Origin of the sequence: Streptomyces sp. NBC_01089 (assembly GCF_045162975.1) — a bacterium.
In the GTDB taxonomy this organism is placed as follows: domain Bacteria; phylum Actinomycetota; class Actinomycetes; order Streptomycetales; family Streptomycetaceae; genus Streptomyces.
The window spans coordinates 8,155,495-8,180,071 of the sequence record NZ_CP108660.1 but is presented as its reverse complement, the minus strand read 5'-3'; the positions used below and the strand labels follow the sequence as shown (position 1 = coordinate 8,180,071).

Here is a 24,577-nt window from a genome sequence, read left to right as displayed (position 1 = left end):
CCGGCCGGGGTCGCCCCCGTCGCCTTGATGGTACAGCCGTATTATCAAGGTGATACGTTCGTATCATCAAGAATCGACACCCGGAGGTGGCCGTGTCCCGGACCGAGACCCGCACCCAGGCCGACGTCGGCCGTTATGTGAGTGACACCCGGCGCGACCGCTACTTCGCGGCCTGCGACGCGGTCTATGCGATGGGAGCACTCGCTCACGCGGAGACGGACGTGGAGACCTCCTTCGGCACCACGCACGTCTACAAGTACGACCCCACGGACCCGGCCGCCCAGTCACGTACCCCCATCGTCCTGGTGCACGGAGCGGGCTCCTGCTCCGCCATGTGGTACCCGAACACCCCAGCCCTCAGCACCGCCCGCCCGGTCTACGCGATCGACACCCCGGGCGATCCCGGCCGTAGCGTCCAGCGCGCACCCATCCATCAACCCGAACGTGCCGCACAGTGGCTGGACGAGACGCTTGCCGGACTTGGGCTCGAACGCGTGCACCTGCTCGGCTCCTCCTACGGCGGTTGGCTCGCTCTGAACCAAGCGCACCGCAGGCCCGGCCGCCTCGCCTCGGTCACCCTCCTCGACCCCGGCGGCCTGGAAAAAGTCGGTCTGCGTTTCTTCGTCTGGATTTTCGCCAGCCTGTTCGCGACCTTCGCACCCAAGGCGCTGCGCCCACGATTGGCGGCGTGGCTGGAACAGCCGGTCCTGGTCGTGCCGGAGCTGCGCACCATGATCAGGCTGGGCGTTCGCGCATTCCGCATACGACGTCCCGCCCCGCTGCCTCTGTCCGAGGGCGAGCTCTCCACCATCCGCACCCCGCTCTACCTGGCACTCGGCAGGCGAAGCCTCCTTCTGCACCCGCACAGGCAAGTCGAGCGCGTCCCGCGCCTCATACCGAGTGCCCGAGCCGAAATCATCTCCGACACCGGCCACGGACCCCAGATCGACCACGCGGACGAGATCAACCGCCGGATACTGGGCTTCATGGACTCCACCGACTGACAGCGAGTTGGTCCTCCTGCCCCTAGCGGTACGCCTGACGGATCTGGCCCCGGCCGCCCTGGCGGATCGCGCGGGCGAGCTGGGGATTCCTGCACGGTGAGCTGCCGGTTCATCAGACGGCGACAAGTGTCGTCCATCGGGTCGACCAAGGCGAGCAGGTTCAAAGTCTTGCCGATCCGCCCGCACCCGGCCCTGGTGGGTGATGAGCGGCCCGGCCACCCGGAGCATGTCCGGCCAATGTGTTTCGATCCGCTTCAAGTTGACCTTGCAGCAGGCCAATGCCTCCAGCGGCCCGTACCCAACGGTCGGCACTTCTCCATTGGGCAGGCCGCCGGCGGAGGCGAGCAGGCCGCCGCCCCGCATCCGGGCCGGCTCGATGCGGGACTGGGCAGCGACCAGCGTGGCGTTCGCCGCGGCGAGGGTGTCAGCGGCGTACATAGTTCTGGTCTGCGCGGGACAGCCGCGGGCGGGCCAACGCCTCGCTCTGCGGGTCGATGACCGGGGTCAGACCGATGGTGCAGCTCTGCGAGACCAACAGGGCGACCAGAGAGACGAGCAGGCCCTCCTCCAACGCACGCGCCTGTGTCTGGCCCACCCCCATACTTCGCCGCCGGTACTCCAGGGTCGGGACGGCCTCGGTCGGGGCATCCGGATCGGGCTGACGGGCACAGCACGTCCACCCAGACACCGACGATCAGCCGGGTGGTTCAGTGGCGGGCCGGAGCGGAGATTCCTATCCCGCCTGGGAGGTCGGCACCGAATTGTGCGATGACCGCGTACAGGTCGAGTGGTGCGAAGGCCACGGGGTGCACCTCGTTCGTCCTGTCGGCGGGCACCAGCCAGCACACTTCGAACTCCAGGCCGTCCGGGTCGTTGGCGTACAGCGACTTGGTGGTGCCGTGATCGGTGTCGTAGGCCAGTGCACCTTTCTGCAGCAACGTGCCGCGGATCTGCTGGAGTTCGGCCAGGGTGTTCACCTCCCATGCCAGGTGCGCGAGTCCGGGGCGCCGGCCCGGGCTCTGCGGGGAAGCCGGGCCTTCGATCTGGAGGAAGGCCAAGTCGTGGTCGTTGGCCGACCCCTCGGCCTGCAAGAACGCGCCCTCGGGCACCTTGCCGCCGTCGGCGTGGAGGCGGAAGACGGTGCGGAAGTTCAGCAGGTCGGTGTAGAAGGCGACGCTGCGTTCGACATCGCGGACGTAGAGCACGGCGTGGTTGAGACGCTGGACCGGCATGTCACTCCTACGCTTGGTTACGATTAGTGCGTAGCCCCACCGTAGGGATGTATTGGGGACCTCACAAAAGGCACATCGATGTGCGCGAAGCACACCAGTGCCCCTGACCGCCGTGCCTCCGTCCCGCACCCGGGCGGCACCTGGCCTGGCCGACCGGTGGCCCCCACCGTGCGAGAGCCGGCCGGACAACGGCCGGAGATTCCGGGAGGCCCTCGAATCGAACCCGTCGGGGACGGCCGCCTCGGGTGCGCCCGCGCCCCTTGCCCGTCCCGCCCTGGAGATCGGTCCCCCAACGCCACCACGCCCAGGGCCGGCCGGGCCCGTCATCCGTCTCGCCGCAACACCCGATGTGCCGTTCCTCGAACGGGGAGAGCCGGGCGGCGTCCTCGTCCCGGATCTGGTGGCCTCGGCGCGGAGTTGGGTGACGGGCGCATCGAGGTAGCGGGGGTTCGGTGTTCCGCGGCGTCACGTGCGAGGGACCCGCAGAAGACAGCGTCCGAAGATCACGTGCCGATGGGCACGAGCGCCTACGGTTCCTGCCGCGCTCCGGCCTTGGCCACTACGCCGGCGCCCACCGTCCGGCCACCCTCACGGATGGTGAACCGCTGCCCGGCTTCCATGGCGATGGAGTGGATCAGGGTGACTTCCATGTTGATGGTGTCACCGGGCATGACCATTCCAACGCCTTCGGGCAGCTCGATGGCACCGGTGACGTCCGTGGTGCGGAAGTGGAACCGCGGGCGGTAGCCCTTGAAGAAGGGCGTGTGGCGGCCGCCTTCCTCCTTGCTCAGGATGTAGAGCTCGGCCTCGAACTGTGTGTGCGGCTTGACCGAGCCGGGACTGGCCAGGACCTGGCCCCGCTCGATGTCCTCGCGGCTGATGCCGCGCAGGAGCACCCCGCAGTTCTCACCGGCTCGCCCCTCGTCCAGCGACTTGCGGAACATCTCGACACCGGCGCAGGCCGACCTGACCGTGTCCTTGATCCCGACGATCTCGATCTCCTCTCCGGTTCTGATGACGCCGCGCTCGATGCGGCCGGTGACGACGGCGCCACCACCAGGAATGGAGGAGACGTCCTCGACCGGCATCAGGAACGGCTTGTCGATGGCCCGCTCCGGCTCGGGTACGTAGGTGTCCAGGGCCCCTGCCAGTTCAAGGACCTTGGCCTCCCACTCCGCCTCGCCCTCCAGGGCCTTGAGCGCGGAGCCGCGGATGACCGGCACGTCGTCACCGGGGAAGCCGTACTGCGAGAGCAGCTCCCGGACCTCCATCTCCACCAGCTCGACCAACTCCTCGCCGTCGACCAAGTCGCATTTGTTGAGGAAGACGACGATGCGCGGCACTCCGACCTGGCGGGCCAGCAGAAGGTGCTCCCGGGTCTGCGGCATCGGGCCGTCGGTGGCGGCGACGACCAGGATCGCTGCGTCCAGCCGTGCCGCACCGGTGATCATGTTCTTGACGCAGTCGGCGTGGCCGGGGCAGTCCACGTGTGAGTAGTGGACATCGACGGGGCGGGCCTTACGTCCGCCCAAGCCGTTGCCTACCACGCCGGTCGCGCAGCCACCGCCGGTCCTTTGCGTCACGGAGCCACCTGATGCCGGGGTACCGGCGCCGGCCACACCGCGAAGGCGCAGCCGGCTCGGCGAGCCATACGGAAACGGGTTCACGGCCGGGGGAACCGGCACCGTATATCCGCCGAACCGGCGTTACGCACGGCTCGAAGTCCAGGAGAACGGCTGCTCTTCGGACTCACCTGGTGAGGACGTCACAGAATTTCGATTGCGTTGACCTTCGGCGGGCGATTCGGGAAGGAGATCTCATGCCACCTGTCGACCTTCACCGAGTCGCCATTGTTGTCGTAGTAGATCAGGTCGTTGTTCCCTGTGGAGATCTTGTCCACCCACCATCCGCCGAAGGACGTCTTCCCGCGGTTCGCGTAGCAGTCGACACGCTGGGTGCCGCCGCTGTGCGACCAGATCTTCAGGAAGTTCTCACCGCCGCGGCAGGCGACCTTATCGATGGCGAAAGCGTTGCTGGCCGGCATGGTGACGGTGAACGCGGCGGCCACCGCGAGGGCCACGGCCGCAGAACGTGTGGCCTTCTTCAACTGTGAGATCACAGATCCTCCTTGCTCTGGATGGCGGACCAGGGGCTTTTCATCGCAGTGCGCCTGGATCCGGAGGCCAGAGGCCAGGCCAGGAACCAGGCCAGGGGTGGTCAACGCCAGCGATATTCACCCTGCAGATCAGCCATCTCTGCCTCATCTTTTACTTACTCGGCAGAGAGTCCTGCACGGACGGCGCATACGGCCGCCGGCGTTGCCGCAGAGGCCGGTTTCCATCCCTCGAATGTCCAAATCTGCGAATGCCGGTGGTTTTATAATCCGCATAATGCGCACACTCTCCGCTTGCGTATCGCAGCGGATCCCTGCCAGCGGTGCCGTTCCCGAATCGTTTCCCTGGCCGCCGGTCGCGGCCCGCATCTCCGCGAGCGGTGCGGCCGTACGCGCAGCCGCAGCCCTTGGCTCACTCGGGGCAGACCATCCCGTGCGGCCGTCCGGAACACTCATGGCGGGGCGGAGGGCGCTTTCTGACGGGTAAGACCGGTGTGGTCGTCAGGCGCCGATTCCGATGGCTCCGACGTAGGCGTATGCGGCGTAGTCGGAGTCGAGGTCGGTGATGATGTCGTCCCAGATCTCGTCCAGGGTGCCCATGTCGCCCTTGCCCCAGGCGTCGACCATGTCGTCCCAGACGTAACGCGCCTGCACGGAGCGCTCGCTGAGGTTCGCCCGGCGGTACTGCTCGGGGACGGTGGCCTGGTCGACGGGGTAGATCTCGATACGGCGGCCGCGGCCTTCGTTGTCCAGCAGCCGCTTGAGCGTGCCCGAGCGCACCAGGTTGTTCTTGCGGCGTTCCTGGTAGGCGCGGTCGACGGCTTCGAGCTTGGGGCGGCTGGGGTGCGCTCCTCGCTGCCAGGAGCGCAGGAGGCGGGTGGATACGCCGTGCTGGGTGAGGACTTGGCGTCCGGGGCGGGTGTTGAGGTAGCGCAGGCGGGCGAAGAGGCCGCGGTTGGTGGTGACGGGTGAGGCGATGGCGCCTTCGCGGGTGATGCGGTCCAGCTCGGTGGCGAGTGCCTGGGCGCCGCTCAGTCCCTGGGCGCCGTGTTTCTGCCATTGGCCCCAGAGGTCGGTTGCTCCGCCGGACACGGACTACTCCCCCAGTGTGTAGATGGCTTTGGCTTTGACCTGGGTCAGGTCTCGGCCTTCCGGGAACACCGTTTTCCAGTCTCCGGCGATATGCAGTTCGTCGGTGCCTGACATTTGAACGACCGTCAGCCCTGACGTGTGGGCTTTATGCGCTTTCAGCCACAGGTTCGCGAATGCCTGGGAGCGGATGATGTGCATCCAGTCGGGTCGCCGGATCTCCCGGTTCGCGCTGCTCTCGCCGATAGTGGACACGAACTTAGAATACATGGATTTCACGTATTCCAGGGCCACTTCGTCATTCCTGGAAATGGCGTCCTTGCGTACTTCGGCGAGTGCGCGGCGCATCTTTTCCAGGAGTCCTTCGGAGGCGCCGGATGTCCAGGATTCGTGGATGACGGGTGCGTCGCAGTAGCCGAGCTTCGCGCAGCGCAGCAGAAGGCGGAGTGTGGGTTCGGTGACCCACAGGTCTCCGGGTTCTTTGCGTGCGCCGAGTGGTGAGGGCAGGTCCGGCTGTTCCCAGGCGGCCGGAGTGACCCGGTGGATGCCGGAGCGCTTCGCGTCGTGATACCCGCCTTCGGAGTGCACCAATTTGCCGATCGGCAGCCATGATTTCAGCGCACTGAGGTAGGCGGCGTTCATGTCCAGGGCGGTCACTTCGAGGGTCACGTGGCCGCCGCGTGCGGCGCGGTGCAGTTCCTCGGAGCGCCATTTCGGGCGGGCTTCCCAGACCTGGTCCGCGCCCCTCTGTCGCGCCTTCGTGAGGATCGCCGCGGTGGGCGGGAACTCGGAGTGCTCGTAGCGGCCGCCTACCCGCGAGGCCGCGAACAGTGCCATCACGTCCGGGACCGCCGACTTGATGAGCGCGTTCCGCGCCGCTTCCAAGTCCCCTTCATGCGCGGTCAGTTCAGCCCGTACGCGGGCGTGGACACGGTCGGCGAGCGGGCCGGCGGGCGCTGCCACCCGCCTCGGGGGCGGTGGTGCGGCCACCCGTTTCGGGGCAGGTGGTGCGGCCGGCTCCGGGGCCGGCGCCGCCTTGGCCTCGGCCGCGGCGGGGGTCGGAGCCGGGGTGCGCCGGGGCGCCGGGGCCCGGGCGTCGAGCGGGATCAGCGTCTGTGTGCCGCCGCCCGCGATGCGGTCCGCGGGCAGCTTCGTCATGGCGTGCGTGGGACCGGCGAGCAGATCCAGTACGGGCATCCCCCAGTGCTCGGCGAGGCGGTCGACGTCCGTCAGGGTCCATGCGGCCTGTCCGCGCTGCCTACGGCTGATCTGACTCTGCGTCAGGCCCAGGGCGGCGGCCAGGACGGACTGCTGCTCACCGGTGCGGTGCGCGATCGCGGCCACTGTCACCCGCAGCGTTTCCTCGGTGCTCATCAGCATACCCACACAGTACCTATCGCATGCGGATACCGCATTCACGCTGCGGCTTAGGCATGCAGTCGGAGTGCGTACAAAACCGCTCGGCCTGAGCGTGCCCCGGCGAAGCGCTTGGAGCCGGGCGGGGTGCCGGTCCGCTGCCAGGACGCCGGTGATGGCGTCCGGCCCCGCGGTCGCGAAGTACGCGAAGTACGACTGGCCGTTGGCCGGGCTGCTGGTGGTGCGGGGACGGGTGGCGAACGGGGCCGGCACGACACCAGCGACCAGCACGGCCGCGCCGCAGAACCGCGAGGCCCAGGGCTACGCCGTAGACATCCGTTCCGAGGAGTGCCGTCGCAGCAACGAGCAGGCCGTCCGTGGCCCGGACAGGTCCTGCCCGTCGTGCGATGTGGGCAGGGGGCCGTCCCCGCGTATCACGGAGTGTCTCCTGCTTCCTCGGAGAGTGTGATCAATACGGGTTGCCCGGTGATGCGCAAGGTGTGTGGGGCTGAGGTTGTGGTGCCGTCCAGGGACTGGACGGTGTGTGCGCCGCGGTCGACGGGCATGGATGCGGTTCCGGATTCCGTCCAGCGGATGACGGCCGGGAGTGATGCCTTTCCGTCTGCTGCGGCCAGGAGATAGCGGCACTCCCAGATCGGGCCGGCCAGCCCGTCCTGCTGTCCGTGGCCGCATGACGTGATGCGGGCCCCGGCAAGCCAGTGCTGCAGTACGGCCACCGCACGGGCGGCGGCCGTCGGTTGACCACCGGCGGCCTGGAGGACGAGCGGGATCTTCGTGCCGCCCCAGTTGTAGAAGTACATGCGGTCGTAGCGCAGGTACATGCCGACCAGATAGAAGCGCGCCGCGTATGCGATGGCATCGGCCTGGTCCAGTGGCTGGTCCTCAGGGATGCGGTAGGTGGTTCCGGTGTTCCACAGGCGGGGGTGTACTCCGGCTTCGTGGAAGGTCTTTTCGATGGTCTGGGCGAGGCGGATGAAGGTTTCCGGAGGGTCGCCGTCGCTGCGGGGAGAAAGCTTCACTCCGGCGACGTCACAGTCCTGGTAGCCGCCGGCTGCCGCGAAGTCGCGCAGGAACCGAAGCGATGCCGGCTCCCAGAGATTTCCCATGGAGGGGCACACGACCGTTGCTTTCGGGTCGGCCCGCCGGATCACGGCGCCGGCCCTTTGGGTCATGCGGGCGAGCGTCGCGGCGTCGCCGGTGAAGAAATGCGGGGAAGGCGCGAGGGCCCATAGTTCGTATGCCCCGATCCTGCCCGCGTACTTGGTGGCGACCTTCCGGACGAAGTCGACCCAGTCGTTGATGTCGTCAGGCGGGGCTACACGTGACCTGTCGGTGTACGGGCCCAGCGGCGCATCCGGGGCTGCCCACGACGGGGTCGCTCCGAACGTGTACAGGACCGGGAGGTGTGCGTGCTCAGCCCCGTTAACCAGCCGGTCCAGGACAGTCCAGTCGTACCGGCCGCGTGCGGGCTCGACCTGTGCCCAGCGGGTCTCGCTGTCCCACAGCCGGACCGCCCCCACACGGAACGTGGGCATCGCCCCGCTGCCGTTGTTCATCGTCACCCCGTAGAACACAGAGGGCACCGCGGACGGGTACTGCGACCAGGCCGGGCCCGATACGCGCTGAACCGCCCGCGCGTCATGGTGCCGGGCGGGAGACGACGCCGTCGCCCCGAAAACCAGGGTGAGCAGGAGACAGCTCACGAACGCGAACCACCGCACCCGGCCGGACCGCCGACCGGGAAACCACGGAACACCCGCGTCCCGCACGGGTATCGGGGCCGGGGCGGGTGCCTCGCCGGCATCGTGAGGGGCGGGGACGGATTCAGCGGCTGCTCCGGCCCGGGCGGCGTCGGCTTGTTCCCACAGCTGGTAGAGCTCGGCCCGTTCGGCTCCACAGGTCCGGGCGATGCGCTCGACCATCCCGTAGCTGTCCGGCAGGACTTGGCCCCGGCAGTAGCGGTGCAGGGTGGAGGTACTGATTCCGCATCGAACGGCAAGTTCGGCGTAGCTGCTACCACTGCGTTGCTTCAGCTCATGCAGGCGTCCCGCCAGATCGGACATTCCCCAACTCCCCGATACGCATCCCCACTCCGGCGTCCCAGGCCGCCCCGTCGGAGCAGGTCAGAGGCCTCGTTTCATCCCTTCCCCTGCCAGGGACGCCGAAGCCTTGCCGCGCAGTTGCACCGCCCGGCACGCTCGATGTGCCGTGGCCCGCGGCGACCGTGGCCCGCGGCTCTGACATGCGGCGGTTCCTGCTGACTCGCTGCCTGAGCACGTGATCCGAAGGCAGGAAAACCAAACTGGAAGCGCTGTGCCCGTTCAGAACGCCATCACAGTGGACAGGGGAGAAAATGCGATCAGTCCTTGATCTCCGCAGGCAGCAGAAGGCTGTTCCGGCCGCGATATTCTTGGCCACGCTGCTGGGTTTTTCGCTCGCCGCGGCGCCATCGGCTCACGCGGACGCCAGTTGCACCGTTCTCGGGTGTTCCAGGACGGTGGATGAGACTCCGGGACCCGTCTACGTGGCCCGGAACTGGTGCGGGGGCGGCGGTAACGGGGACTGGACGGACTCGACCCCGAAGTGCAGCTCAAAGGCGGGCAGCAAGAAAGTACCTCAAAAATTCAAGTGGATATATTCGGGGCAGGGGACGCCCAAGAACCAGGACTGGGACACATTCCGTGTCGATGCCGGGTGGTGCTACAAGGTGGAGTTCACCAGCTTCTACCACCGCTACTACCGCTGGTACAACCGCTCGCACAAGGACCGGGTGTGGGTCAAGGTGAGCGACCAGTACACCGCTCGCGTGCAGCATCAAAACTACGGAACCTGTTCCTAGTCGATTCCTGCTTCGACTCGTTCGTGATGGCTCGCCAGTTATCCGGCGAGCCATTTCGAGGTCGAGGTACCGGCTGCTTTTCGGGCAGATACGGGTCCAAGGTCGCGGCTCGGGGCGGCAGCTTCTTACGAGGCTCCGGCCACGACGAGTCCAACGCCTTCCGAACCGTCGCGATCAGGCGGTTAAGGCTGTCAACTGCCGCTGAGCACCATCCAGACAGCGCCTGCACCCGATACAGCAGCGCACAGGACGAGAGAGGCGTCAGCACTCCGGCAACGCGTCCAGCGGACCTGCGGCGCGGCAGCATTTTGTTCGTGCACCGCGCGTGTGGAGTGCAGCCAATTATTGATCTTGCGCTCCGCCTTGTCGCTAGAGCCTTTGAAGTGATCGACCAGTGAGCTCACTTTAAGCACCGCCGCGAGCATTCCAACCCCGAGGCATACGGTTGCGATTCCGCAAAAAACAGGCCAGGAACGCCGCCGGAGTACAGCTGAACTCGTTGCGGATGTCACTGAAACGCCCACGCGTCGACCTCGACACGCAGTGCCGGGGCGGCCAGGGCGCTGACGTAGAGGAGCGTGGTTGTGGGCAAATGGCCGCCGAGGAATTGAGCGACGGTGGCGCGCCGTGCCGCCGGGTCCATGTCGCCGACCAGGTAGAAGGTCAGCTTCACCAGGTCGCTCACCACCATGCCGGCGGCGTCGAGGTTGCTCCGGAGGTTCTCCAGGGCTACGTCGATCTGTTCGATGGGGTCCGGTGGCACGCTGCCGTCCTGTCGCATCCCGATCTGTCCCGAGAGTACGAGCCAGCGGCCGGGTGCGCTCACTTCGATCTGATGGGCGTAGTCCGCGACCGGAGCGTGCACGTTCTGGGGGTTGCGGCTGATCATTCGGCTCCTTCTTCGCGATGTCGTCGAGCTCCGCGCGGTATCACGCGGTATCACGCGGCCAGTTGGGTGCGATCGTCTCGCCGGTCCGACGCCCGTCGGCGTTGACGTTGGGGGGTCAGGGCGATGCGTTGTTGGGCAGATGCCGTGTCCGGCGTGGCCACCAGCACTGTGAACCGGGTGGGTTCGGACCACTGCACGTCTCATGACCGGGTTTCACCCAGTGGCCAGTGATGCGGGTTGTCCGACCGTCGCTCTGGCGGTCCGGGTGCCGCGAGCTTTCGCGTCCCGCCGCCGCGCACGCTCACCTCCCGTGCACCGTCACGTCCCGTGCGTGGTGCGCCCGCCGCGTTCGCCGGGTCCGGGGTTCTGGACTCGTGCTTCGGAGCCCTCTGCCCGGGAGTCGTCGACGATCTTCTGCAATGCCGTGACCTGGCGTTCCAGGGCTTCGCGGCCCGCGGTGGTGAGGTTCAGCCATGTGCGGGGGCGCTTGCCCACGTAGCCCTTCTCCACGTCGACGTATCCGTGGGTGCCGAGCGTGCCCACTTGCTTGGACAGTGCGGAGGCCGACAGTCCCGCCGCTTCGCGCACCCAGCCGAACTCCGCCCACTCGGTGCCGACGAGCAACGACACGATCGACAGGCGGGTGGGGTCCAGCAGCACCGGGTCGAAGTCAGGCCGATCCATCGAGCGCCCCGGATCGTCCGCGCCCTGCGCCCGTGGCAAGAGAGGCGAGAGCACTCTGGAGACGGCTCCCGAAGAGGATCAGGACCGCGCCCAGTACCGCGCCGGCAATCGTCCGCGCGTACGGGACGGACAGGCCCGGGTGCGGCACGAAGGCGGCGACGATGCCGACGGCCAGAACCGTCAGGATGATGACCCTGCTCCACAGTGCGAACCGGGGCGAGACCGCGTCCTGCCGCACCTTGGTCCGCCGCCCCAGCAGCGCCGAACCGCGCCTGCTGCGCAGCAGTGCCGCGTAGGCGACGGCCACGGCCGCGAAGGCGACGTTCACCGCGGACTCGACGCCCTGCCCGAAGAAGTCGGGCGCGGCGAGCAGAGCGAAAACGGCGATGCCGAAGAGGACGGCGACCCAGCGCGAGTCCCGCGCCGAGCCGAGCGCCTCCTCCCGCCGCTGCTGGACGTCCTGGAGCGCCCTTGATGCCTCGGCGGGTGTGGGGTTTCGGGTCATGATGGCCTCCTTGGTGTTTCTCAATCAGAACCTGTTTCCTGATAGGAAAGTAGTTGCCTGAAAGGGGAGTGTCAAACGTCGGATGGTGGCCGCAGAGCAGGGGCGTGGCCGTCGAACGGTGGACAGGGCCGGGCCACATGGCGTGCGCCCCGGGCGGGCGAGGAGGGTGGCCAGGGCGGCGGTGCGCCGGCCGGCTCGGGCGCGTGTCACCACGGCATGGCCGGAGAGGGGGCGATCCGGGAAGGGCCGGGCGAAGCCTGGTCACGAGACGCCCCTACGCGGCTGAATAAGGCGTCAAGCATCTGTTTATCCGCCTACGTCAGAGTTGTCGAAGCTTGCCGGACGGTCCGGGCGGGCGGGGAGGATTCACACCATGGGCAACAAGATCGCGGCCTTGACCGTTACGGCTCTGCTTGCCGGTGGCGTGCTCGCCGCCACGCCCTTTACGTCCGTTGGCTCGGACCACTCCTGGTCCACCTCGGATGTCGCGGCGGCCATGCCGGGGAACCAGTATCAGGACATCGCCCCGCAGGCCGTCTCCCCGGACAACTGGCACACCGAGTCCGCCCCCGAAGACTGATGATTGATTCCAAAGGGGTCCTGGGCTGCGCGTTGAGGCGCTGAACGGCAAGAACACGGTCTCCTGGTGCGGTTGTCGGCAGCAGCAGGGGACGAGCAGCACCGGCAGACGGCGTAAAGCCGCTTTCGGACCTGGGAGTTGCTCGGGGCTCGGGGCTCGGGGCTCGGGGCTCGGGGCTCGGGGCTCGGCTGTGGCGTAGCGGAAGCCCCGAGCGTGGGCTCGCCTGGGCCGGACTCCCCCGCCGTACCGGCTGGGAAAACCGCTGTCGGGCAAATGAATCAAGATGATAGAAGTACCGCCGTGCACAAGACTCTGGAGTATCCCGATCTGCTGCGGCTGATCGACGAACGTGCAACTGCCTTCCGCGCCGCGATCGCCGCCGCCCCCAGCCTCGACCTGTCCGTGCCGACCTGCCCCGGGTGGACACTGTCCGACCTGGTGCAGCACATCGGCGAGGGGCGCCGCCGCTGGGCCGCCACCGTCGCCGCCGGGCCGGACGCCACGTCCAGGACCCCGGCCCAGGGTGACGCGGTCGCGCCGCAGGAGCGCGAGGCCGTGCCGGCCTGGCTGGCCGACTCAACCGAGCTGTTGCTGAAGGCCCTTGGGGAGGCCGGCCCGGACCAGGGCTGCTTCACCGGCTGGGGTAACACGCAGACGCCGCACACCGCCGGTGGCGTCGCCCGGCACCAGGTGCAGGAGATCGCGGTGCACACCTACGACGCCCAGCTCACCGTGGGCGAGCCGGCCTCACTGCCTCTCGAGGTGGCGCTCGACGGTGTCGAGGAGAACCTGTTCATCGCCAGCTTCACGACGAGCGCCTGGCCGCACAAGCCCACCGCCTTCGACTTCCACGCCACCGAGGGCCGCTCCTGGCGCCTCACGGCCGACGGCGACGGTGCACGGACCACCCGGCTGCCCGCCACCGGCGAGGACCCGGACGCGGCGGGCCTCTCCATTCGCGGCACGGCCAGTGATCTGGTCCTCTGGCTGTACAACCGCGTTTCGGTGGACCCCCTGCAACTCGACGGGGACCCGGAGCTGCTCGACCTGCTCCTCGCCTGGGAACCGGAGGACTGGGCGTAACGACACGCCACCGCGCACAAACCGGCCGCTTGAATCGCCAACGGACTCGCACCGAACGGTGGCGGTCTCACTGGATGATCGATTCCAAGGCTTGGCTGCGCGCATGGGACGAGGGAATCCTCAGTCAGGTTGTGACGTCAGGCATGCCCCCTCGCGACCGCGCCCTACGTCAGGACCGACGACCTGCTGATGGATTCGCCGCAGCTCAGCGATGCCGGACTGGTGACGCTGTCGATGATGCAGGTCATGTTCGGCTACACCTCCGAAGCTCGGTGGCTGCGGCATGCCCGGGCCCATCTAACGAGACCTTCAAGGGCCGGCTTGCCCCCGAACGGCACCGCGGCCGCACCCCAGGCGGGGTGATCGTCCGCGTGCTCCAGCGAAGCCTCGCGCTGACCGCTGCCATCCGGCACAACGAGCACACCGGCCAGCTCGTCATGCGGTCGCTGACTGCCTATGACCACTGACGGCTTGAAATCGATCGTCTGAGTCGAGTGTCTTGTTTTCTGAGCCCAGCTCCGGCTCTTGGTCTCCGTTGGGGAATGGTCAAGTGACCGCATCGCACAGCAGTACGCCGACACGCCGTCCTCACGGGACCAGCGAAGCAGCGCCGGCGAGTATGCGGCGTGCGCGCGTCCGGGGTGCGTGCCAGGATTTCCGAGGCGAGGATGGAGGCATGGATCCCTGGTGCCGGCTCGCCGGCGCGCTCGCCGGGTGAAGGGGCTCACCGTTCATGACATGTCGATCTTGCGTGACCTGGGCGTTCTTGGTTTCACACGGCCTTGTCACCCATGACCAGTCTCAACTCCGTGGCATTTCCTCGCGAGGTCGAGATCAGACGGCTTGTCCGAGTCGGCCGACTACACCACGCTGAGCCCTGGGCACAAAGGCTGCCAGCGAGCCCAGATCGCCCGCCGATGAGCTTTCCGCGCCGCGCTGGTCCATACGCCGGACAGCCACGAACGGAAGGCTGAGCCATGCGGAAACTGATCTACGGCATGAACCTGACTCTGGACGGCTATATCGCCGCGGCCGATGCTGACATCGGCTGGGGCGGGCCGCCGAGCGACGAGCTGTTCCAGTGGTGGCTCGACCACGAGCAGGCGAGTGGCCTGTCGCTGTACGGGCGCAAGCTGTGGGAGACAATGAGCTCCTACTGGCCGACCGGCGACCAGCAGCCCAACGCCACCCCGGCGGAGATCGAGTTCGCCCGGAACTGGCGGGACACACCGAAAGTGGTGTTCTCCTCGACGATCGGCAAGGTCGACTGGAACACCCGTCTGGTCACCGGCGACGCGATCGCCGAGATCATCCGGCTCAAGGCCGGGGACGGCGACCCGATGAACATCGGCGGCGCAACGCTCGCCGGGGCGGCCATGCGCGCCGGGCTGATCGACGAGTACGCGATCGCCGCCTATCCAGTCCTGGTCGGCGGCGGGACGCCGTTCTTCACCGCGCTGGACAGCTGGGTGAACCTGAACCTGGTGGAGACGCGGACGTTTCCCGGCGGCGTGGTCCTGACCAGGTACGAGTCGAGGCGCTGAGCAGCAGCACTCCCCCGTCGCATTAGATCGTGCAGAGGCAAGGCCGTTGCCCCTGCGGGGTGACAGGTTGGAGTGGGATTCGTGACAGGTCCGGCAGGTCGTCTCGGCTGTGGCTCACGGGTCGCAGGGACGCGTCTCGTCGACCATGGCGGAGGCGGTGCGCCCTGAGCTGGGGTGCGTCAGGATGCTGGGACGTCTGCCCCACCGTTCTCATTGAAGGGGACAGTTTCCTGGTAAGTCCGCCGAGGCAGGGCTTGGCCGCAGTCGGAGGAATTCGCTCGCCGTCCGAGGTGATCGCTCCTAGCCTGCGTCATGTGATGACGGCTGAAGACGTGTTGTCTGTCCTGGCTCTGCTGCGGCGGGCAGAGGTAGAGGTCTGGATCGGCGGAGGGTGGGGAATTGACGCTCTGGTCGGCGAACAGACCCGGCACCACAGCGACTTGGACCTGATGCATCGGCAAAACCAGGAGGCCACTGTGATGGCGGCCCTCGCCGAGGCGAGTTTCAAGGAGAGCCTGAGCTGGAGGCCCATCCGGTTCGTCGTCACGGCACCGGACGGCCGGGAGATCGACCTTCATCCCCTCGTCTTCGCCGACGACGGCACGGCGGTGCAGGCGTCACCCGAACCGGAGCGTCCCTTCATCTATCCCTCCTCGTGCTTCGTGACCGGCACCATCAAGGGAACGCCCGTCCCGTGTCTGTCCGCCGAGCAGCAGGTCTACTTCCATCAGGGATACGAGCCCAGGGACCGCGACCGGCACGACATGACTCAACTCCGGCGAGTCTTCGGGATCACCACCCACTTCTGAGGAACGAGGCCAAGCCTCCGCGCCACTTCGGGGGGTGCAGGTAGCCGTGGTCTCGCCAGTGCGGGGGGGTGCCTCTATGTCTTTCGTCAAGGCACTCCTGCCGGGTTTGGGGTGGTTCGGGGTTGCTGAGGTTATGCGGCGAGCTCGACGCCCTTCGGTGTCCGGGATTCGTAGAAGGTGCCGTCGCGGAGCATGGCGAACAGGACGCTGATGCGTTGGCGGGCGAGGCGGAGGAGGGCCTGGGTGTGGGTCTTGCCGCGGGCCCGTTGCCTGTCGTAGTAGGCGCGGGAAGCCGGATCGGCGTTCATGCAGGCGAAGGCGGACAGGAACATCGCCCGTTTGAGTTGCCGGTTGCCTCCTCGGGGTGCGTGTTCGCCGTGGATCGAGGTGCCGGACTGCTTGGTGGTGGGGGCGAGTCCGGCGTAGGAGGCGAGGTGGGCGGCGGTGGGGAAGCTGGTGCCGTCGCCGACGGTGACCAGCAGGACTGCGGCGGTCCTGACGCCGACGCCGGGCATCGACGTCAGGACCGGGGAAAGAGGGTGAGCCTCCAGCAGGGTGTTGATCTGGGCTTCCATCGCCCGGCGCTGGGTGTGGACGGCGGTCAGGGAGGCGGCCAGAGAAGGGATGACGATGTCGAGGGTGCCGGTGCCGGGGACCACGACGGTCTGTTCGTCGAGGGCGTCGAAGACGTCGTCGATCAGTCGCTGTGCCATGCGGGGGCTTTGGGGCGGATCAGTTCCACGAGTCTGCGTCGGCCGGCGTTGCGCAGGGCGGCCGGGGATCCGTAGCGCTCCAGGAGCCAGGTGACGGCCTGGTGGTCGAGGCGGGGACCCAGAACGCGCTCCAGGCTGGGGTGGAACTGGGTGAGCAGGCCGCGTATCCGGTTGGACGTGCGGGTGGCCTCGGCGGCGAGGTCCTGGTCGAAGCCGACAAGGACCGTGAGTTCGGCGGTGATCTCGTCGGTCAGCTCCAGCGAGCGCAGGGTGTGCGGCATGGTGCGGGCCGCGTCCGCGATCACGGCGGCGTCTTTCGCGTCGGTCTTCGCCTCGCCCGGGTAGAGGTCGGCGATCCGCCGCATGGCCAGGCCGGGCAGGTAGGCGACGCGGCAGCCCGCGTCCCTCGCGACGGTCAGCGGCAGGGCGCCGATGGAAGCGGGCTGGTCGACAACGACGAGGACGGTGCCGAACTTCGCGGCCAGTTTGTCGAACACGGCCCGCAGCCTGGGTTCGCTGTTGGGCAGGGGCTTGTCGAAGACCTTCTTCCCGGCCGGGGTGAGTCCGTGACCGTGATGGGCACTTTTGCCGACGTCCAGGCCCAGGAATACGCCGACATTTTCAATCTCGGACATCGTTCCCTTTCCGGGGTGTTGACGGTGCCGGCCTCGGCTTGGGTGTCGTGCTCGCGCATCCACGTTATGCAGACCTGCCGCCCGCGAACTGTCCGGCATTGCGCCGGGCCGGACGGTGGCCGGACCTCTGATCAGCGTCTCCGACGGACACCTCTCGGGCCCGGTGAACACCACCCCCCAGGTCATGCCTTCGACAGGGGGCAACAGTCATGCCGGGCCCGGAGGCCAGCGGCCCCATTGCGGAGCCGCGGAAAACATAACGGGGGCGAACAGGCCGGTGAGTAGGACAGCTTCGGGATATGCGGACCGGCCCGATCCCGGGCTTCGGAGGGGCGGTGGGGATCACTGAACGGGTCCTCGCCCAACGCCTCGAGTCGCCAGTTCCAGCGCCGCCGCAGGGAATCATCGCTGCTCTCACTGTTGAACCGTCTGGTCAGGCGGTCATGAGAACCCATCAGAGCACCCGCAGGGACTGCTGTTCCTTCAACGCTCTTGGGCCGGTTGCCCTTCCACGCGTGGTTGGTGAGCCACCTCGCCGGGAGACGTGCCGTGATCCTTCGTCAGGCGTGCGGGGTCCAGGACGCCACCAGGCCGAGCAGGCCGGGAAAGCGTGCGTTGAGGTCGTCGACGCGCACATGACTACGGCGCTCCAGCCCGTACTGGCGCTGGCGCGTGATCCCCGCACCGCGCAGCGCTTTGAAGTGGTGGGTGAGGGACGACTTGGGGCGGTCGAAGCCGAACCAGCCGCAGGTGTGGTCGAAGTCCTCGGACTCCAGGAGGAGCTTGCGGACGATGGTCAGCCGCAGAGGGTCGCTGAGCGCGCCGAGCACGGTTTCGAGGCGCAGTTCGTCGACCGCCGGTTCGGGGAGCGGTTCGGGCAGGCCGGAAGGCTCCGGGAGCACCTTGAAGACAGGTGCGTCGGCCGCGGGCGCGGGCATAGGCAACTCCTCATAACGCGATTCCTATGTACGACTTCGATCGTACTGGATGCTAAGTTCGACTCTACTCGTACTGCCGGGGTGCCGGCAGGAGACGATCGGGAGGAACAGTCATGTCCGAGACACGGACCGCATCCGTCCAGGCCGTCGACGGGAGGCACCGAACAGCGACCATGCAGGCGGGCGGGAGGGTCATCGCGCCGCTGTGGTGGGTATGGCTCGCCGCGTGGCCGGTCACGGCCGTCTTCGTGCTCTCGAACGCGGCGACACCGCTGTACGTGCTGTGGCAGCGCGACATCGGATTCTCCAAGGGCACCCTGACCGTGGTGTTCGCCTTCTACATCGTCGGCCTCATCGGATCACTCCTGGTCTCCGGCGTGGTCTCCGACCGGGTCGGCCGCAAGCCCGTTCTACTGCCCGCTCTGGGGCTCGCCCTGGCCGCCTGCCTGATCTTCGCGACCGCCACCAGCGTCGCCGCGCTGATCGTGGCGCGACTGTTCAGCGGGATCGCGGTCGGCGCGGTCGTATCGGCCGGCATGGCTGCGGTGACCGACGTCGCCGGGCCCGAGCGCAAGCGGATCGCAGCCCTGCTCGCGTCCTGCGCGATGGTCTTCGGCGCCGGGCTCGGACCGCTCCTGGCCGGGGGGCTTTCCGAGACGGCGCCCGCGCCGACGGTTACTGTCTTCGCTGTCGAGGCGGTACTCCTGGCCACCGCGGTGCTCGCGGTGCTCCGCATGCCGGTACGGCGTCCAGAGGCGCGCGCCAAGGGTGCCTGGGTGCGGGTGCCCGGCGTGCCGCGCGGCAACGGCCGTCAACTCGCTCTGGGAATCGCGGTATTCGCGCCGGGCATCACCGCCACATCGTTCGTGCTCTCGCTCGGCCCCTCGCTGCTCTCCGGGCTGCTCGGCACGACCAGCCGGATCGTCGCCGGAGCCATGGCGTTCGTGATGTTCCTCGCCGCCGCCGGGGTCCAGTTCGCCGTGCGGCGGCTGAGTCGGCGCACCATTCTCACGGCCGGCGCGGCGAGCACCACGCTGAGCATGATCACGCTGATCGTCGCCGTGCACACCTCATCGGTGGCAGTCCTGATCATCTCCGCGCTGCTCGCCGGAGGCGGCCAGGGCATGGGCCAGCTCGGCGGCCTGTCACTGCTCAACTCCAGCGTTGAGCCACAGCGCCTGGCCGAGGCCAATGCCGCGCTCAACGTGGGTGGTTACATCCCGGCCGGCATTCTGCCCGTCGCCGCCGGCTACCTCAGCGACACGGTGGGCCTGACCAACGGCGCCACGGTCTTCGGTGTCGTCCTGATGGGCCTCGCGGTCATCGGCGGCCTGGTGGTTCGCGCCACCCGGCGCCAGGCGACGGACCCGGCCTAACGGGAGCATCGCGTGCCCGGGGAGCGGTGCACCGCTGGACGGCGGTGGTGCGCCGTCCCCCGGGCACGCGGTGCGCGGAAGAGCGTTACGAGTCCCTCAGCCGGCCCGGACCGCGCGGAAGAGCAGGGCGCTCAGATCCCGCCGGCGCGGCACCACATCCGCGCGGCTGCCGAGGACGGGACGTCGGAGACGTGCTGCGAGCCGAAGGACGCAGAGACCAGGGAGTGTGCGGCCCTGGCCGGGACGCGCCTGCACCGTGGCGGCCTGTTCACCGAAGGCCCGGCGGGCTTGGGACGTGTTCGACCCCGAGGTCATCGATCGAGTCGTACATCATCCCGATGCGCCAGGCGCCGACGACGTCTTCGTCTCCGGCATGCCGGAGCGCGCGGCCCTGGCCGCGATGGTGCTCACGACGCTGTCCGGCGACGCCTGAATCCACCCCACCCCCACCCCCACCCCCACCCCCACCCCACTCCCACCCATCGAACACGACCATGGTCGTTACGACCATGGTCGTGTTACGGTGAAGGCATGGAGGACACCGGAACCCCCGAAACCGGCAGGAGCCGCCGCGAGCGGCCCGCCAAGCCCGCCCTGACCCGGGACGGGATCGTCGCGACCGCAGCGGCGATCTTCCGCTCGGAGGGCCTGGCCAAAGTCACCATGCGCAGCGTCGCGAAGGCCCTGGACACCGGCCACGCGTCGCTGTACGTCTACGTCCGCAACACCGAGGACCTGCACGCTCAAGTACTCGACGTCGAGCTGGGATCGGTCTCTCTCCCCGGCACCTCCCGGCCCTGGCGCGCAAGCCTGGTGACGCTCCTCCTCGACTACGGCCGGGTCCTGCTCTCGCACGCCGAGATCGCCCGGATGGCGATCCGGACCCGCCCCGACGGCCCGAACTACGCGGCCCTCGTCGAAGCGGTGCTCCAGCAGCTGGACCGGGGCGGCGTGACCGGGCAGACCGCGGCCTGGGGCGTCGACATCCTGCTGCAGTATCCGGCCGCCGTGGCAGCCGAGCACGGGGGCACATCACCGGATACCGCGCCCCCCGGCGCCGCCGGCCGGCCGGCGGCGCCGGGCTTCACGACCGCCCCGGACCAGTACCCGCACATCGCCGCCCTCGCCGACCAGCTCTTCTCGGGCAGCCCGCAGGCCCGCGCGGAATGGGCCCTCAACGTGCTCATCGACGGCCTCATCGCCGCCACTTCACGTACCACCGACAGAAGGAACTGACCATGCCCACACCCCGTATCGCCATCATCGGCGCCGGACTCAGCGGTCTCGTCTGCGCCCGTATCCTCCAGCTCCACGGCATCCCGTGCACCGTCCACGAACGTGACGCCGGTGCCGGAAGCCGCCAGCAGGGCGGCTCGCTCGACATCCACCACGACACCGGCCGGACCGCGCTCGAGGAGGCGGGCCTCTACGAGACGTTCCTGCAGCACACCCACGAGGGCGGCGAAGCGATGCGCGTCCTGGACAAATCGGCCCGGGTCTTCATCGACGAACGCGACACCGGTACCGGCGGACGCCCCGAGATCGACCGCACCATCCTGCGGAAGATGCTCGTGGACTCCCTGGACCCCGGCGTGATCAGCTGGGGCAGCAAGGTCGTCGGCGTCAGCCCCGCGGAATCAGGACCCGTCCTGGAGTTCGCCGACGGAACCACCACGCAGGCGGACCTGGTCGTCGGCGCCGACGGCGCGTGGTCCAAGGCCCGCGCCGCACTGACCCCGGTCAAGCCCTTCTACACCGGCATCACCATGGTCGAGATCCACCTCGACGACGCCCCCGCCCAACACCCCGAAGCCCTGGCACTGGTCGGGCGCGGCTCACTCTTCGCCGCGTCCGACAACAAGTACATCGGCGGACACGGCGGCGACCACATCTGGCTCGGCCTGGGCCTGCGGGTCCCCGAGGACTGGGCGGCCACCACCGGCGTCGACTGGGCACAGGACCCCGCGGCCGCCCGGCAGACCCTGCTCGGCCTGTACGCGGACTGGGCGCCCGCACTGACCGACCTGATCCGGCACTGCGACGACACCATCATCCCGCGGCCCATCCACGCGCTGCCCACCGGACACACCTGGGACCGCGTCCCGGGGATCACGCTCGTGGGCGACGCCGCCCACCTCATGTCCCCGTTCGCCGGCGAGGGCGCCAACATCGCCCTCATCGACGGCGCCGATCTCGCCCGCGCCATCATCGCCAACGACGACATCGAGCAGGCCGTCACCGCGTACGAGCGGACCATGTTCCCCCGCGGCGCCGAATCAGCGCTCCAGTCCGCCTACGGGCTCGACATGCTGTTCAACGACGAAGCCCCCAAGGCCCTCGTCGACTTCTTCACCACACCGTAGGGCCGCACAGCTCCGCACCGCCTCCGGCTGCACCGCCCGGGCTGCACCGCCCCGGGCTAGACCGCTTCCGCTTTCGGGTTGACGTTCTTCGCGAGGAGCTCGTTCATCTCCCCGTACGCCATCGACGCCTTGGTGTTGCTCTCGTCGTGGAAACGCATCAGGTAGTTGTACATCACGCCCACACACTTGTCGCGGCTCCGGTATTCCGCGTTCCCGGTGAGGCGCATATCGGCGGAGATCTCCTTGATCGTCCCGTCGGGCAGGGTGTACAGCGGATGCCACAGGAGAGTCACCGCGGGATTCAGCCGCTGGATCAGGCGCAGTTGGGGAATCTCCTGCGCGATCAGGACACTGTCGGGGTTGTAGGCCCGCAGGAATACATGGACAGGTCCCGTCGCCCGCTCGACGAACGCGGTGGACAGGACATTCCACAACGGCGCCTGGAGCTTCCAGTTGGCGTTCAGCTCCAGCTGGTCCATGATCTTCCCCAGCCGGCTGAACTCCAGCGACGTATGCCCCTTCCCATGGGCGTAGACACTCACGTCGAAGCCGCCGGACCAGAGGGCCAGGGTGGGTGTGGTGATCTTCAGGTGGTCGCCCACGAGATTGACGAGTTCCCGGTACCACGTGTTCGAGGCCCGGATCTTACGCCGCTCCGCGGAGTCGATCGACTCGTCCGCCGACTGCCGGTTCAGGGTCTCCTGCTCGGAGACCCCGCCCAGCAGAAGCTGCCAGGCGGTCTCGGTCACGTCCGCCGGGAAGCCGCCCTCCTTCATCATCTTCTGGAACACGGGCCACTCGGGGTGGTCCTGCGCCTTCGTCGCGTAGTGCTCGGTGGGTGCGTCGGCCGACGGTTTGCGGCGCTGCACAGTGTGCGCGTGAACGCTGTCCGTGTGCGCGGTGTCGGTGTGCGCGTGAACGGTGTGCGTGTGCGCGGTGTCCGTGTCGCCGGCCGGCGCGCGCTGGGCCGTCTGTCCCGCGGCCGGGGCGGCCCCGGACAGGACTCGCCGGGCGTTCTCCTCGGCGGCGACCTCGTACCGGTCCGACGGGTCGGAGACCTTCAGCCCGTTGCCGTTGTCCGTACCCAGGACGGGGCCCTGCCGCTGCTGGACGACATGCGTGAGTTCATGGGCGAGCGTATGACGGTCGCTGCCGCCCTCACCGAGGACGATGTGACTGCCGGAGGTGTAGGCGCGGGCCCCGATCTCCTGCGCCGACCTCTTCGCGGCCGCGTCATTGTGAATGCGTACGTCGCTGAAGTCGGTGCCGCCGAACCGCTCCTGCATGTCGTGCAGTTCGGGCCCCGGCAGAGGCGTACCGGGAAGGCTCAGCACGTCGTGCGCGGCCATCCGGCGCTGCACGGGAGCCCCATCCGGCGCGGCCATCAGGCCCTGCGCCTGGTCTTCCTTCGACGGGGTCTCGCCATGGCCGCAGGACGAGCCGTGAACGTGGCGCTGGACCTCCAGCAGGTGGGCCACCGCGGCGTTTCCGGCAGAACGCTGCAACGCCATGACGGCCGCCGGTGAGTGTCCGCGCCCGTCCGGGAGCTGTCCCGTGAAAGCGGCCGCCGTCCGGGGCGTATCGGAGTGCGGCAGCACAGCGGGCCTGTGCGACTCGCTGCTCTGTCGCTGCGCAGCGCCCGCGTCCTGCTTCCGCTCCTGCACGTACCGGCTCCTTCGTGGCTGTGCGCTGCAAGCCTGTTGTCCGGCCTGTCGGTTCTTCGTCCTCTGCCTTCTGTCCTCTGTCTATACGGCGCCGGCGCGCGCGACAAGAGACGGGAGGGAATGCCGCACGTTCTTTCGGGTACCCCGTGTGCCCTGCGGGGTTCCTCCGTGAGCACGCCTGCAGCCTGCGGCGATCGGGGTGGGGTTGGGGGTTGTGGGGTGGGGTTGTGTTGCCGGGAGCGGGTCAGTTCGCGTACACGCTGCGGACGTTGTCCTTCGGCGCGGGCCGGGTCGTCGCCGCGGGGCCGGTGGCGAAGGCCCGCAGCAGGTTCTCGGTGGTGCGGGTGACGAAGGCCCGTGTCCTGGCGTCCATCCCGTGGTGGCGGCCGCCGTCCCGGGTTGCGGCCATCAGTGCCTCGACCCACCGCATCGTCCCGCAGGAGAAGACGCCGGCGCCGCTGGGGACGGTGTAGTACGCGGAGTCCGCGTGGCTGTCGCGGCCGTCGCACACCAGCGGGGAGTGGGCCAGGATCTCCAGGGGCGCCGGGGTGGGCGCGCCCGGGGTGACCCGGTAGGCCGAGACCCGGAAGCCGGGGGCGGTGGTGGAGACGTGCAGCCCGAACTCCTCGCCGGGCAGCACGCTCACCTTGTCGGTGTAGCCCTGGACCGCTTCGGGCGGGCCCTGTGAGCGGATCCGCCAGTCGGGGCTGCCGGGTCTGGCACGCTCCGCGCCGGCGGCGGACTCCAGCGCGGCGGCCGAGCTCGACGCGGTGGGGCGGGGCGCGGTGGCGGTGGCGGTGGGGCGGGGCGCGGTGGCGGTGCTGCCGCCCGGTGAGGTGCCGCATCCGGCCACCAGGCTGGCCGTGAGGCCGCCGGCGCCCAGCGCGGCGGCGGCCCCGAGGAAGCGCCGGCGGCCTGGGCCCGCTCCGGTACCGTCCGCGTCCGGGCCGGCTCCGGCACTATCCGTGTCCGGGCGGGTTCCGGCTCCGTCCGTGTCCGGGCGGGCTCCGGCACTGTCCGCGGGGTGGCCCGCGCGGCGGTCGTGCCGCTCCGTGTCCTCGCCCATCCGAACCTCTCACGAGTCCGCCCTGCCCGGTGCAGGTGTGCGCGCGTCGGAGTCATCATGAGCCGGCAGGGGCA

At 68.6% G+C, this 24,577-nt stretch carries 22 protein-coding genes and 2 pseudogenes; 10 read left to right on the top strand and 14 right to left on the bottom strand.

The genetic code is table 11. The features are described from left to right. The first annotated feature begins 86 nt into the window (after positions 1-86). Complete coding sequence (locus tag OG510_RS36775; protein WP_406134591.1) at positions 87-1,004, top strand: alpha/beta fold hydrolase; 918 nt, start codon at positions 87-89, stop codon at positions 1,002-1,004. Between the two features lie 424 nt (positions 1,005-1,428). On the opposite strand, the gene OG510_RS36770 is transcribed toward OG510_RS36775, so the two are convergent. The 7 genes and pseudogenes from OG510_RS36770 to OG510_RS36740 form a co-directional block, all read right to left on the bottom strand. Beyond that, entirely contained in the window at positions 1,429-1,599 is a 171-nt protein-coding gene (locus OG510_RS36770) for a hypothetical protein (protein ID WP_406134592.1), read from the bottom strand. 112 nt (positions 1,600-1,711) lie between these two features. Further along, on the bottom strand, positions 1,712-2,236 hold the full coding sequence (locus OG510_RS36765; RefSeq protein WP_406134593.1) for a VOC family protein: 525 nt from the start codon (positions 2,234-2,236) through the stop codon (positions 1,712-1,714). 527 nt (positions 2,237-2,763) lie between these two features. Beyond that, positions 2,764-3,735, bottom strand: a pseudogene (gene tuf / locus OG510_RS36760) (elongation factor Tu); the annotation flags it as partial. Between the two features lie 266 nt (positions 3,736-4,001). Further along, positions 4,002-4,355, bottom strand: coding sequence for a beta/gamma crystallin domain-containing protein (locus tag OG510_RS36755; protein WP_406134594.1), 354 nt, complete (start codon positions 4,353-4,355; stop codon positions 4,002-4,004). A 495-nt stretch (positions 4,356-4,850) separates the two neighbouring features. Continuing rightward, positions 4,851-5,441 carry a hypothetical protein gene (locus OG510_RS36750; RefSeq protein WP_406134595.1) on the bottom strand — a complete coding sequence of 197 codons (591 nt, stop codon included), beginning with the start codon at positions 5,439-5,441 and terminating at the stop codon, positions 4,851-4,853. A gap of 3 nt (positions 5,442-5,444) precedes the next feature. Then, complete coding sequence (locus tag OG510_RS36745; protein ID WP_406134596.1) at positions 5,445-6,818, bottom strand: helix-turn-helix domain-containing protein; 1,374 nt, start codon at positions 6,816-6,818, stop codon at positions 5,445-5,447. Between the two features lie 410 nt (positions 6,819-7,228). Continuing rightward, a complete protein-coding gene (locus OG510_RS36740; RefSeq protein ID WP_406134597.1) occupies positions 7,229-8,878 on the bottom strand; it encodes a helix-turn-helix domain-containing protein in 1,650 nt (549 codons plus the stop codon). A 644-nt stretch (positions 8,879-9,522) separates the two neighbouring features. Here OG510_RS36740 and OG510_RS36735 point away from each other — a divergent pair. After that, positions 9,523-9,654, top strand: a complete 132-nt coding sequence (locus OG510_RS36735) for a hypothetical protein (protein ID WP_406134598.1) — start codon at positions 9,523-9,525, stop codon at positions 9,652-9,654. Positions 9,655-10,162: 508 nt separating this feature from the next. Here the strand turns inward: OG510_RS36735 and OG510_RS36730 are convergent. The 3 genes from OG510_RS36730 to OG510_RS36720 all read right to left on the bottom strand — a co-directional run bounded on the left by OG510_RS36730 (position 10,163) and on the right by OG510_RS36720 (position 11,732). Continuing rightward, positions 10,163-10,543: a RidA family protein gene (locus tag OG510_RS36730; protein ID WP_406134599.1), complete on the bottom strand. Its 381-nt coding sequence runs from the start codon at positions 10,541-10,543 to the stop codon at positions 10,163-10,165. Between the two features lie 318 nt (positions 10,544-10,861). Then, the gene (locus OG510_RS36725; RefSeq protein WP_406134600.1) at positions 10,862-11,227 is read right to left on the bottom strand and encodes a winged helix-turn-helix domain-containing protein; all 366 of its coding nucleotides are present in this window, start codon (positions 11,225-11,227) and stop codon (positions 10,862-10,864) included. Further along, on the bottom strand, positions 11,214-11,732 hold the full coding sequence (locus OG510_RS36720) for a hypothetical protein (protein WP_406134601.1): 519 nt from the start codon (positions 11,730-11,732) through the stop codon (positions 11,214-11,216). Before OG510_RS36720 ends, OG510_RS36725 begins: the two co-directional genes overlap by 14 nt. A gap of 373 nt (positions 11,733-12,105) precedes the next feature. Here OG510_RS36720 and OG510_RS36715 point away from each other — a divergent pair, with 373 nt between their 5' ends. The 4 genes from OG510_RS36715 (at position 12,106) to OG510_RS36700 (ending at position 15,748) form a co-directional block, all read left to right on the top strand. After that, positions 12,106-12,312 carry a hypothetical protein gene (locus OG510_RS36715; RefSeq protein ID WP_406134602.1) on the top strand — a complete coding sequence of 69 codons (207 nt, stop codon included), beginning with the start codon at positions 12,106-12,108 and terminating at the stop codon, positions 12,310-12,312. Positions 12,313-12,612: 300 nt separating this feature from the next. Next, the gene (locus OG510_RS36710; protein WP_406134603.1) at positions 12,613-13,395 is read left to right on the top strand and encodes a maleylpyruvate isomerase family mycothiol-dependent enzyme; all 783 of its coding nucleotides are present in this window, start codon (positions 12,613-12,615) and stop codon (positions 13,393-13,395) included. A gap of 977 nt (positions 13,396-14,372) precedes the next feature. Further along, positions 14,373-14,939 carry a dihydrofolate reductase family protein gene (locus OG510_RS36705; protein ID WP_406134604.1) on the top strand — a complete coding sequence of 189 codons (567 nt, stop codon included), beginning with the start codon at positions 14,373-14,375 and terminating at the stop codon, positions 14,937-14,939. 317 nt (positions 14,940-15,256) lie between these two features. Then, positions 15,257-15,748, top strand: coding sequence for a nucleotidyltransferase domain-containing protein (locus tag OG510_RS36700; protein WP_406134605.1), 492 nt, complete (start codon positions 15,257-15,259; stop codon positions 15,746-15,748). A 131-nt stretch (positions 15,749-15,879) separates the two neighbouring features. Here OG510_RS36700 and OG510_RS36695 read toward each other — a convergent pair. Both OG510_RS36695 and OG510_RS36690 read right to left on the bottom strand, forming a co-directional pair. Continuing rightward, positions 15,880-17,096: pseudogene (locus OG510_RS36695) on the bottom strand (IS110 family transposase). A 560-nt stretch (positions 17,097-17,656) separates the two neighbouring features. Next, positions 17,657-18,034: an ArsR/SmtB family transcription factor gene (locus tag OG510_RS36690; RefSeq protein WP_406134606.1), complete on the bottom strand. Its 378-nt coding sequence runs from the start codon at positions 18,032-18,034 to the stop codon at positions 17,657-17,659. Positions 18,035-18,147: 113 nt separating this feature from the next. Here OG510_RS36690 and OG510_RS36685 point away from each other — a divergent pair, with 113 nt between their 5' ends. The 4 genes from OG510_RS36685 (at position 18,148) to OG510_RS36670 (ending at position 21,773) form a co-directional block, all read left to right on the top strand. After that, positions 18,148-19,410 (top strand): MFS transporter, encoded by a 1,263-nt coding sequence (locus OG510_RS36685; protein WP_406134607.1) that lies wholly within the window; start codon positions 18,148-18,150, stop codon positions 19,408-19,410. A gap of 295 nt (positions 19,411-19,705) precedes the next feature. Beyond that, positions 19,706-19,843, top strand: coding sequence for a hypothetical protein (locus tag OG510_RS36680; protein WP_406134608.1), 138 nt, complete (start codon positions 19,706-19,708; stop codon positions 19,841-19,843). Between the two features lie 98 nt (positions 19,844-19,941). Next, positions 19,942-20,646, top strand: coding sequence for a TetR/AcrR family transcriptional regulator (locus tag OG510_RS36675; protein ID WP_406134609.1), 705 nt, complete (start codon positions 19,942-19,944; stop codon positions 20,644-20,646). A gap of 2 nt (positions 20,647-20,648) precedes the next feature. After that, on the top strand, positions 20,649-21,773 hold the full coding sequence (locus tag OG510_RS36670; RefSeq protein WP_406134610.1) for an FAD-dependent oxidoreductase: 1,125 nt from the start codon (positions 20,649-20,651) through the stop codon (positions 21,771-21,773). Between the two features lie 56 nt (positions 21,774-21,829). Here OG510_RS36670 and OG510_RS36665 read toward each other — a convergent pair whose 3' ends face one another. Both OG510_RS36665 and OG510_RS36660 read right to left on the bottom strand, forming a co-directional pair. Then, positions 21,830-23,437 (bottom strand): DUF4157 domain-containing protein, encoded by a 1,608-nt coding sequence (locus OG510_RS36665; protein ID WP_406134611.1) that lies wholly within the window; start codon positions 23,435-23,437, stop codon positions 21,830-21,832. A 244-nt stretch (positions 23,438-23,681) separates the two neighbouring features. Further along, complete coding sequence (locus OG510_RS36660; RefSeq protein WP_406134612.1) at positions 23,682-24,503, bottom strand: N,N-dimethylformamidase beta subunit family domain-containing protein; 822 nt, start codon at positions 24,501-24,503, stop codon at positions 23,682-23,684. Positions 24,504-24,577: the final 74 nt, after the last annotated feature.

Bases quoted from the DNA above. Each gene is read 5' to 3' on its own strand.
- OG510_RS36705 (WP_406134604.1), top strand. From the start codon at position 14,373: ATGCGGAAACTGATCTACGGCATGAACCTGACTCTGGACGGCTATATC.
- OG510_RS36685 (WP_406134607.1), top strand. From the start codon at position 18,148: ATGTCCGAGACACGGACCGCATCCGTCCAGGCCGTCGACGGGAGGCAC.
- OG510_RS36690 (WP_406134606.1), bottom strand. From the start codon at position 18,034: ATGCCCGCGCCCGCGGCCGACGCACCTGTCTTCAAGGTGCTCCCGGAG.
- OG510_RS36715 (WP_406134602.1), top strand. From the start codon at position 12,106: ATGGGCAACAAGATCGCGGCCTTGACCGTTACGGCTCTGCTTGCCGGT.
- OG510_RS36745 (WP_406134596.1), bottom strand. From the start codon at position 6,818: ATGCTGATGAGCACCGAGGAAACGCTGCGGGTGACAGTGGCCGCGATC.
- OG510_RS36765 (WP_406134593.1), bottom strand. From the start codon at position 2,236: ATGCCGGTCCAGCGTCTCAACCACGCCGTGCTCTACGTCCGCGATGTC.
- OG510_RS36700 (WP_406134605.1), top strand. From the start codon at position 15,257: ATGACGGCTGAAGACGTGTTGTCTGTCCTGGCTCTGCTGCGGCGGGCA.
- OG510_RS36740 (WP_406134597.1), bottom strand. From the start codon at position 8,878: ATGTCCGATCTGGCGGGACGCCTGCATGAGCTGAAGCAACGCAGTGGT.
- OG510_RS36725 (WP_406134600.1), bottom strand. From the start codon at position 11,227: ATGGATCGGCCTGACTTCGACCCGGTGCTGCTGGACCCCACCCGCCTG.
- OG510_RS36675 (WP_406134609.1), top strand. From the start codon at position 19,942: ATGGAGGACACCGGAACCCCCGAAACCGGCAGGAGCCGCCGCGAGCGG.
- OG510_RS36720 (WP_406134601.1), bottom strand. From the start codon at position 11,732: ATGACCCGAAACCCCACACCCGCCGAGGCATCAAGGGCGCTCCAGGAC.
- OG510_RS36660 (WP_406134612.1), bottom strand. From the start codon at position 24,503: ATGGGCGAGGACACGGAGCGGCACGACCGCCGCGCGGGCCACCCCGCG.
- OG510_RS36730 (WP_406134599.1), bottom strand. From the start codon at position 10,543: ATGATCAGCCGCAACCCCCAGAACGTGCACGCTCCGGTCGCGGACTAC.
- OG510_RS36670 (WP_406134610.1), top strand. From the start codon at position 20,649: ATGCCCACACCCCGTATCGCCATCATCGGCGCCGGACTCAGCGGTCTC.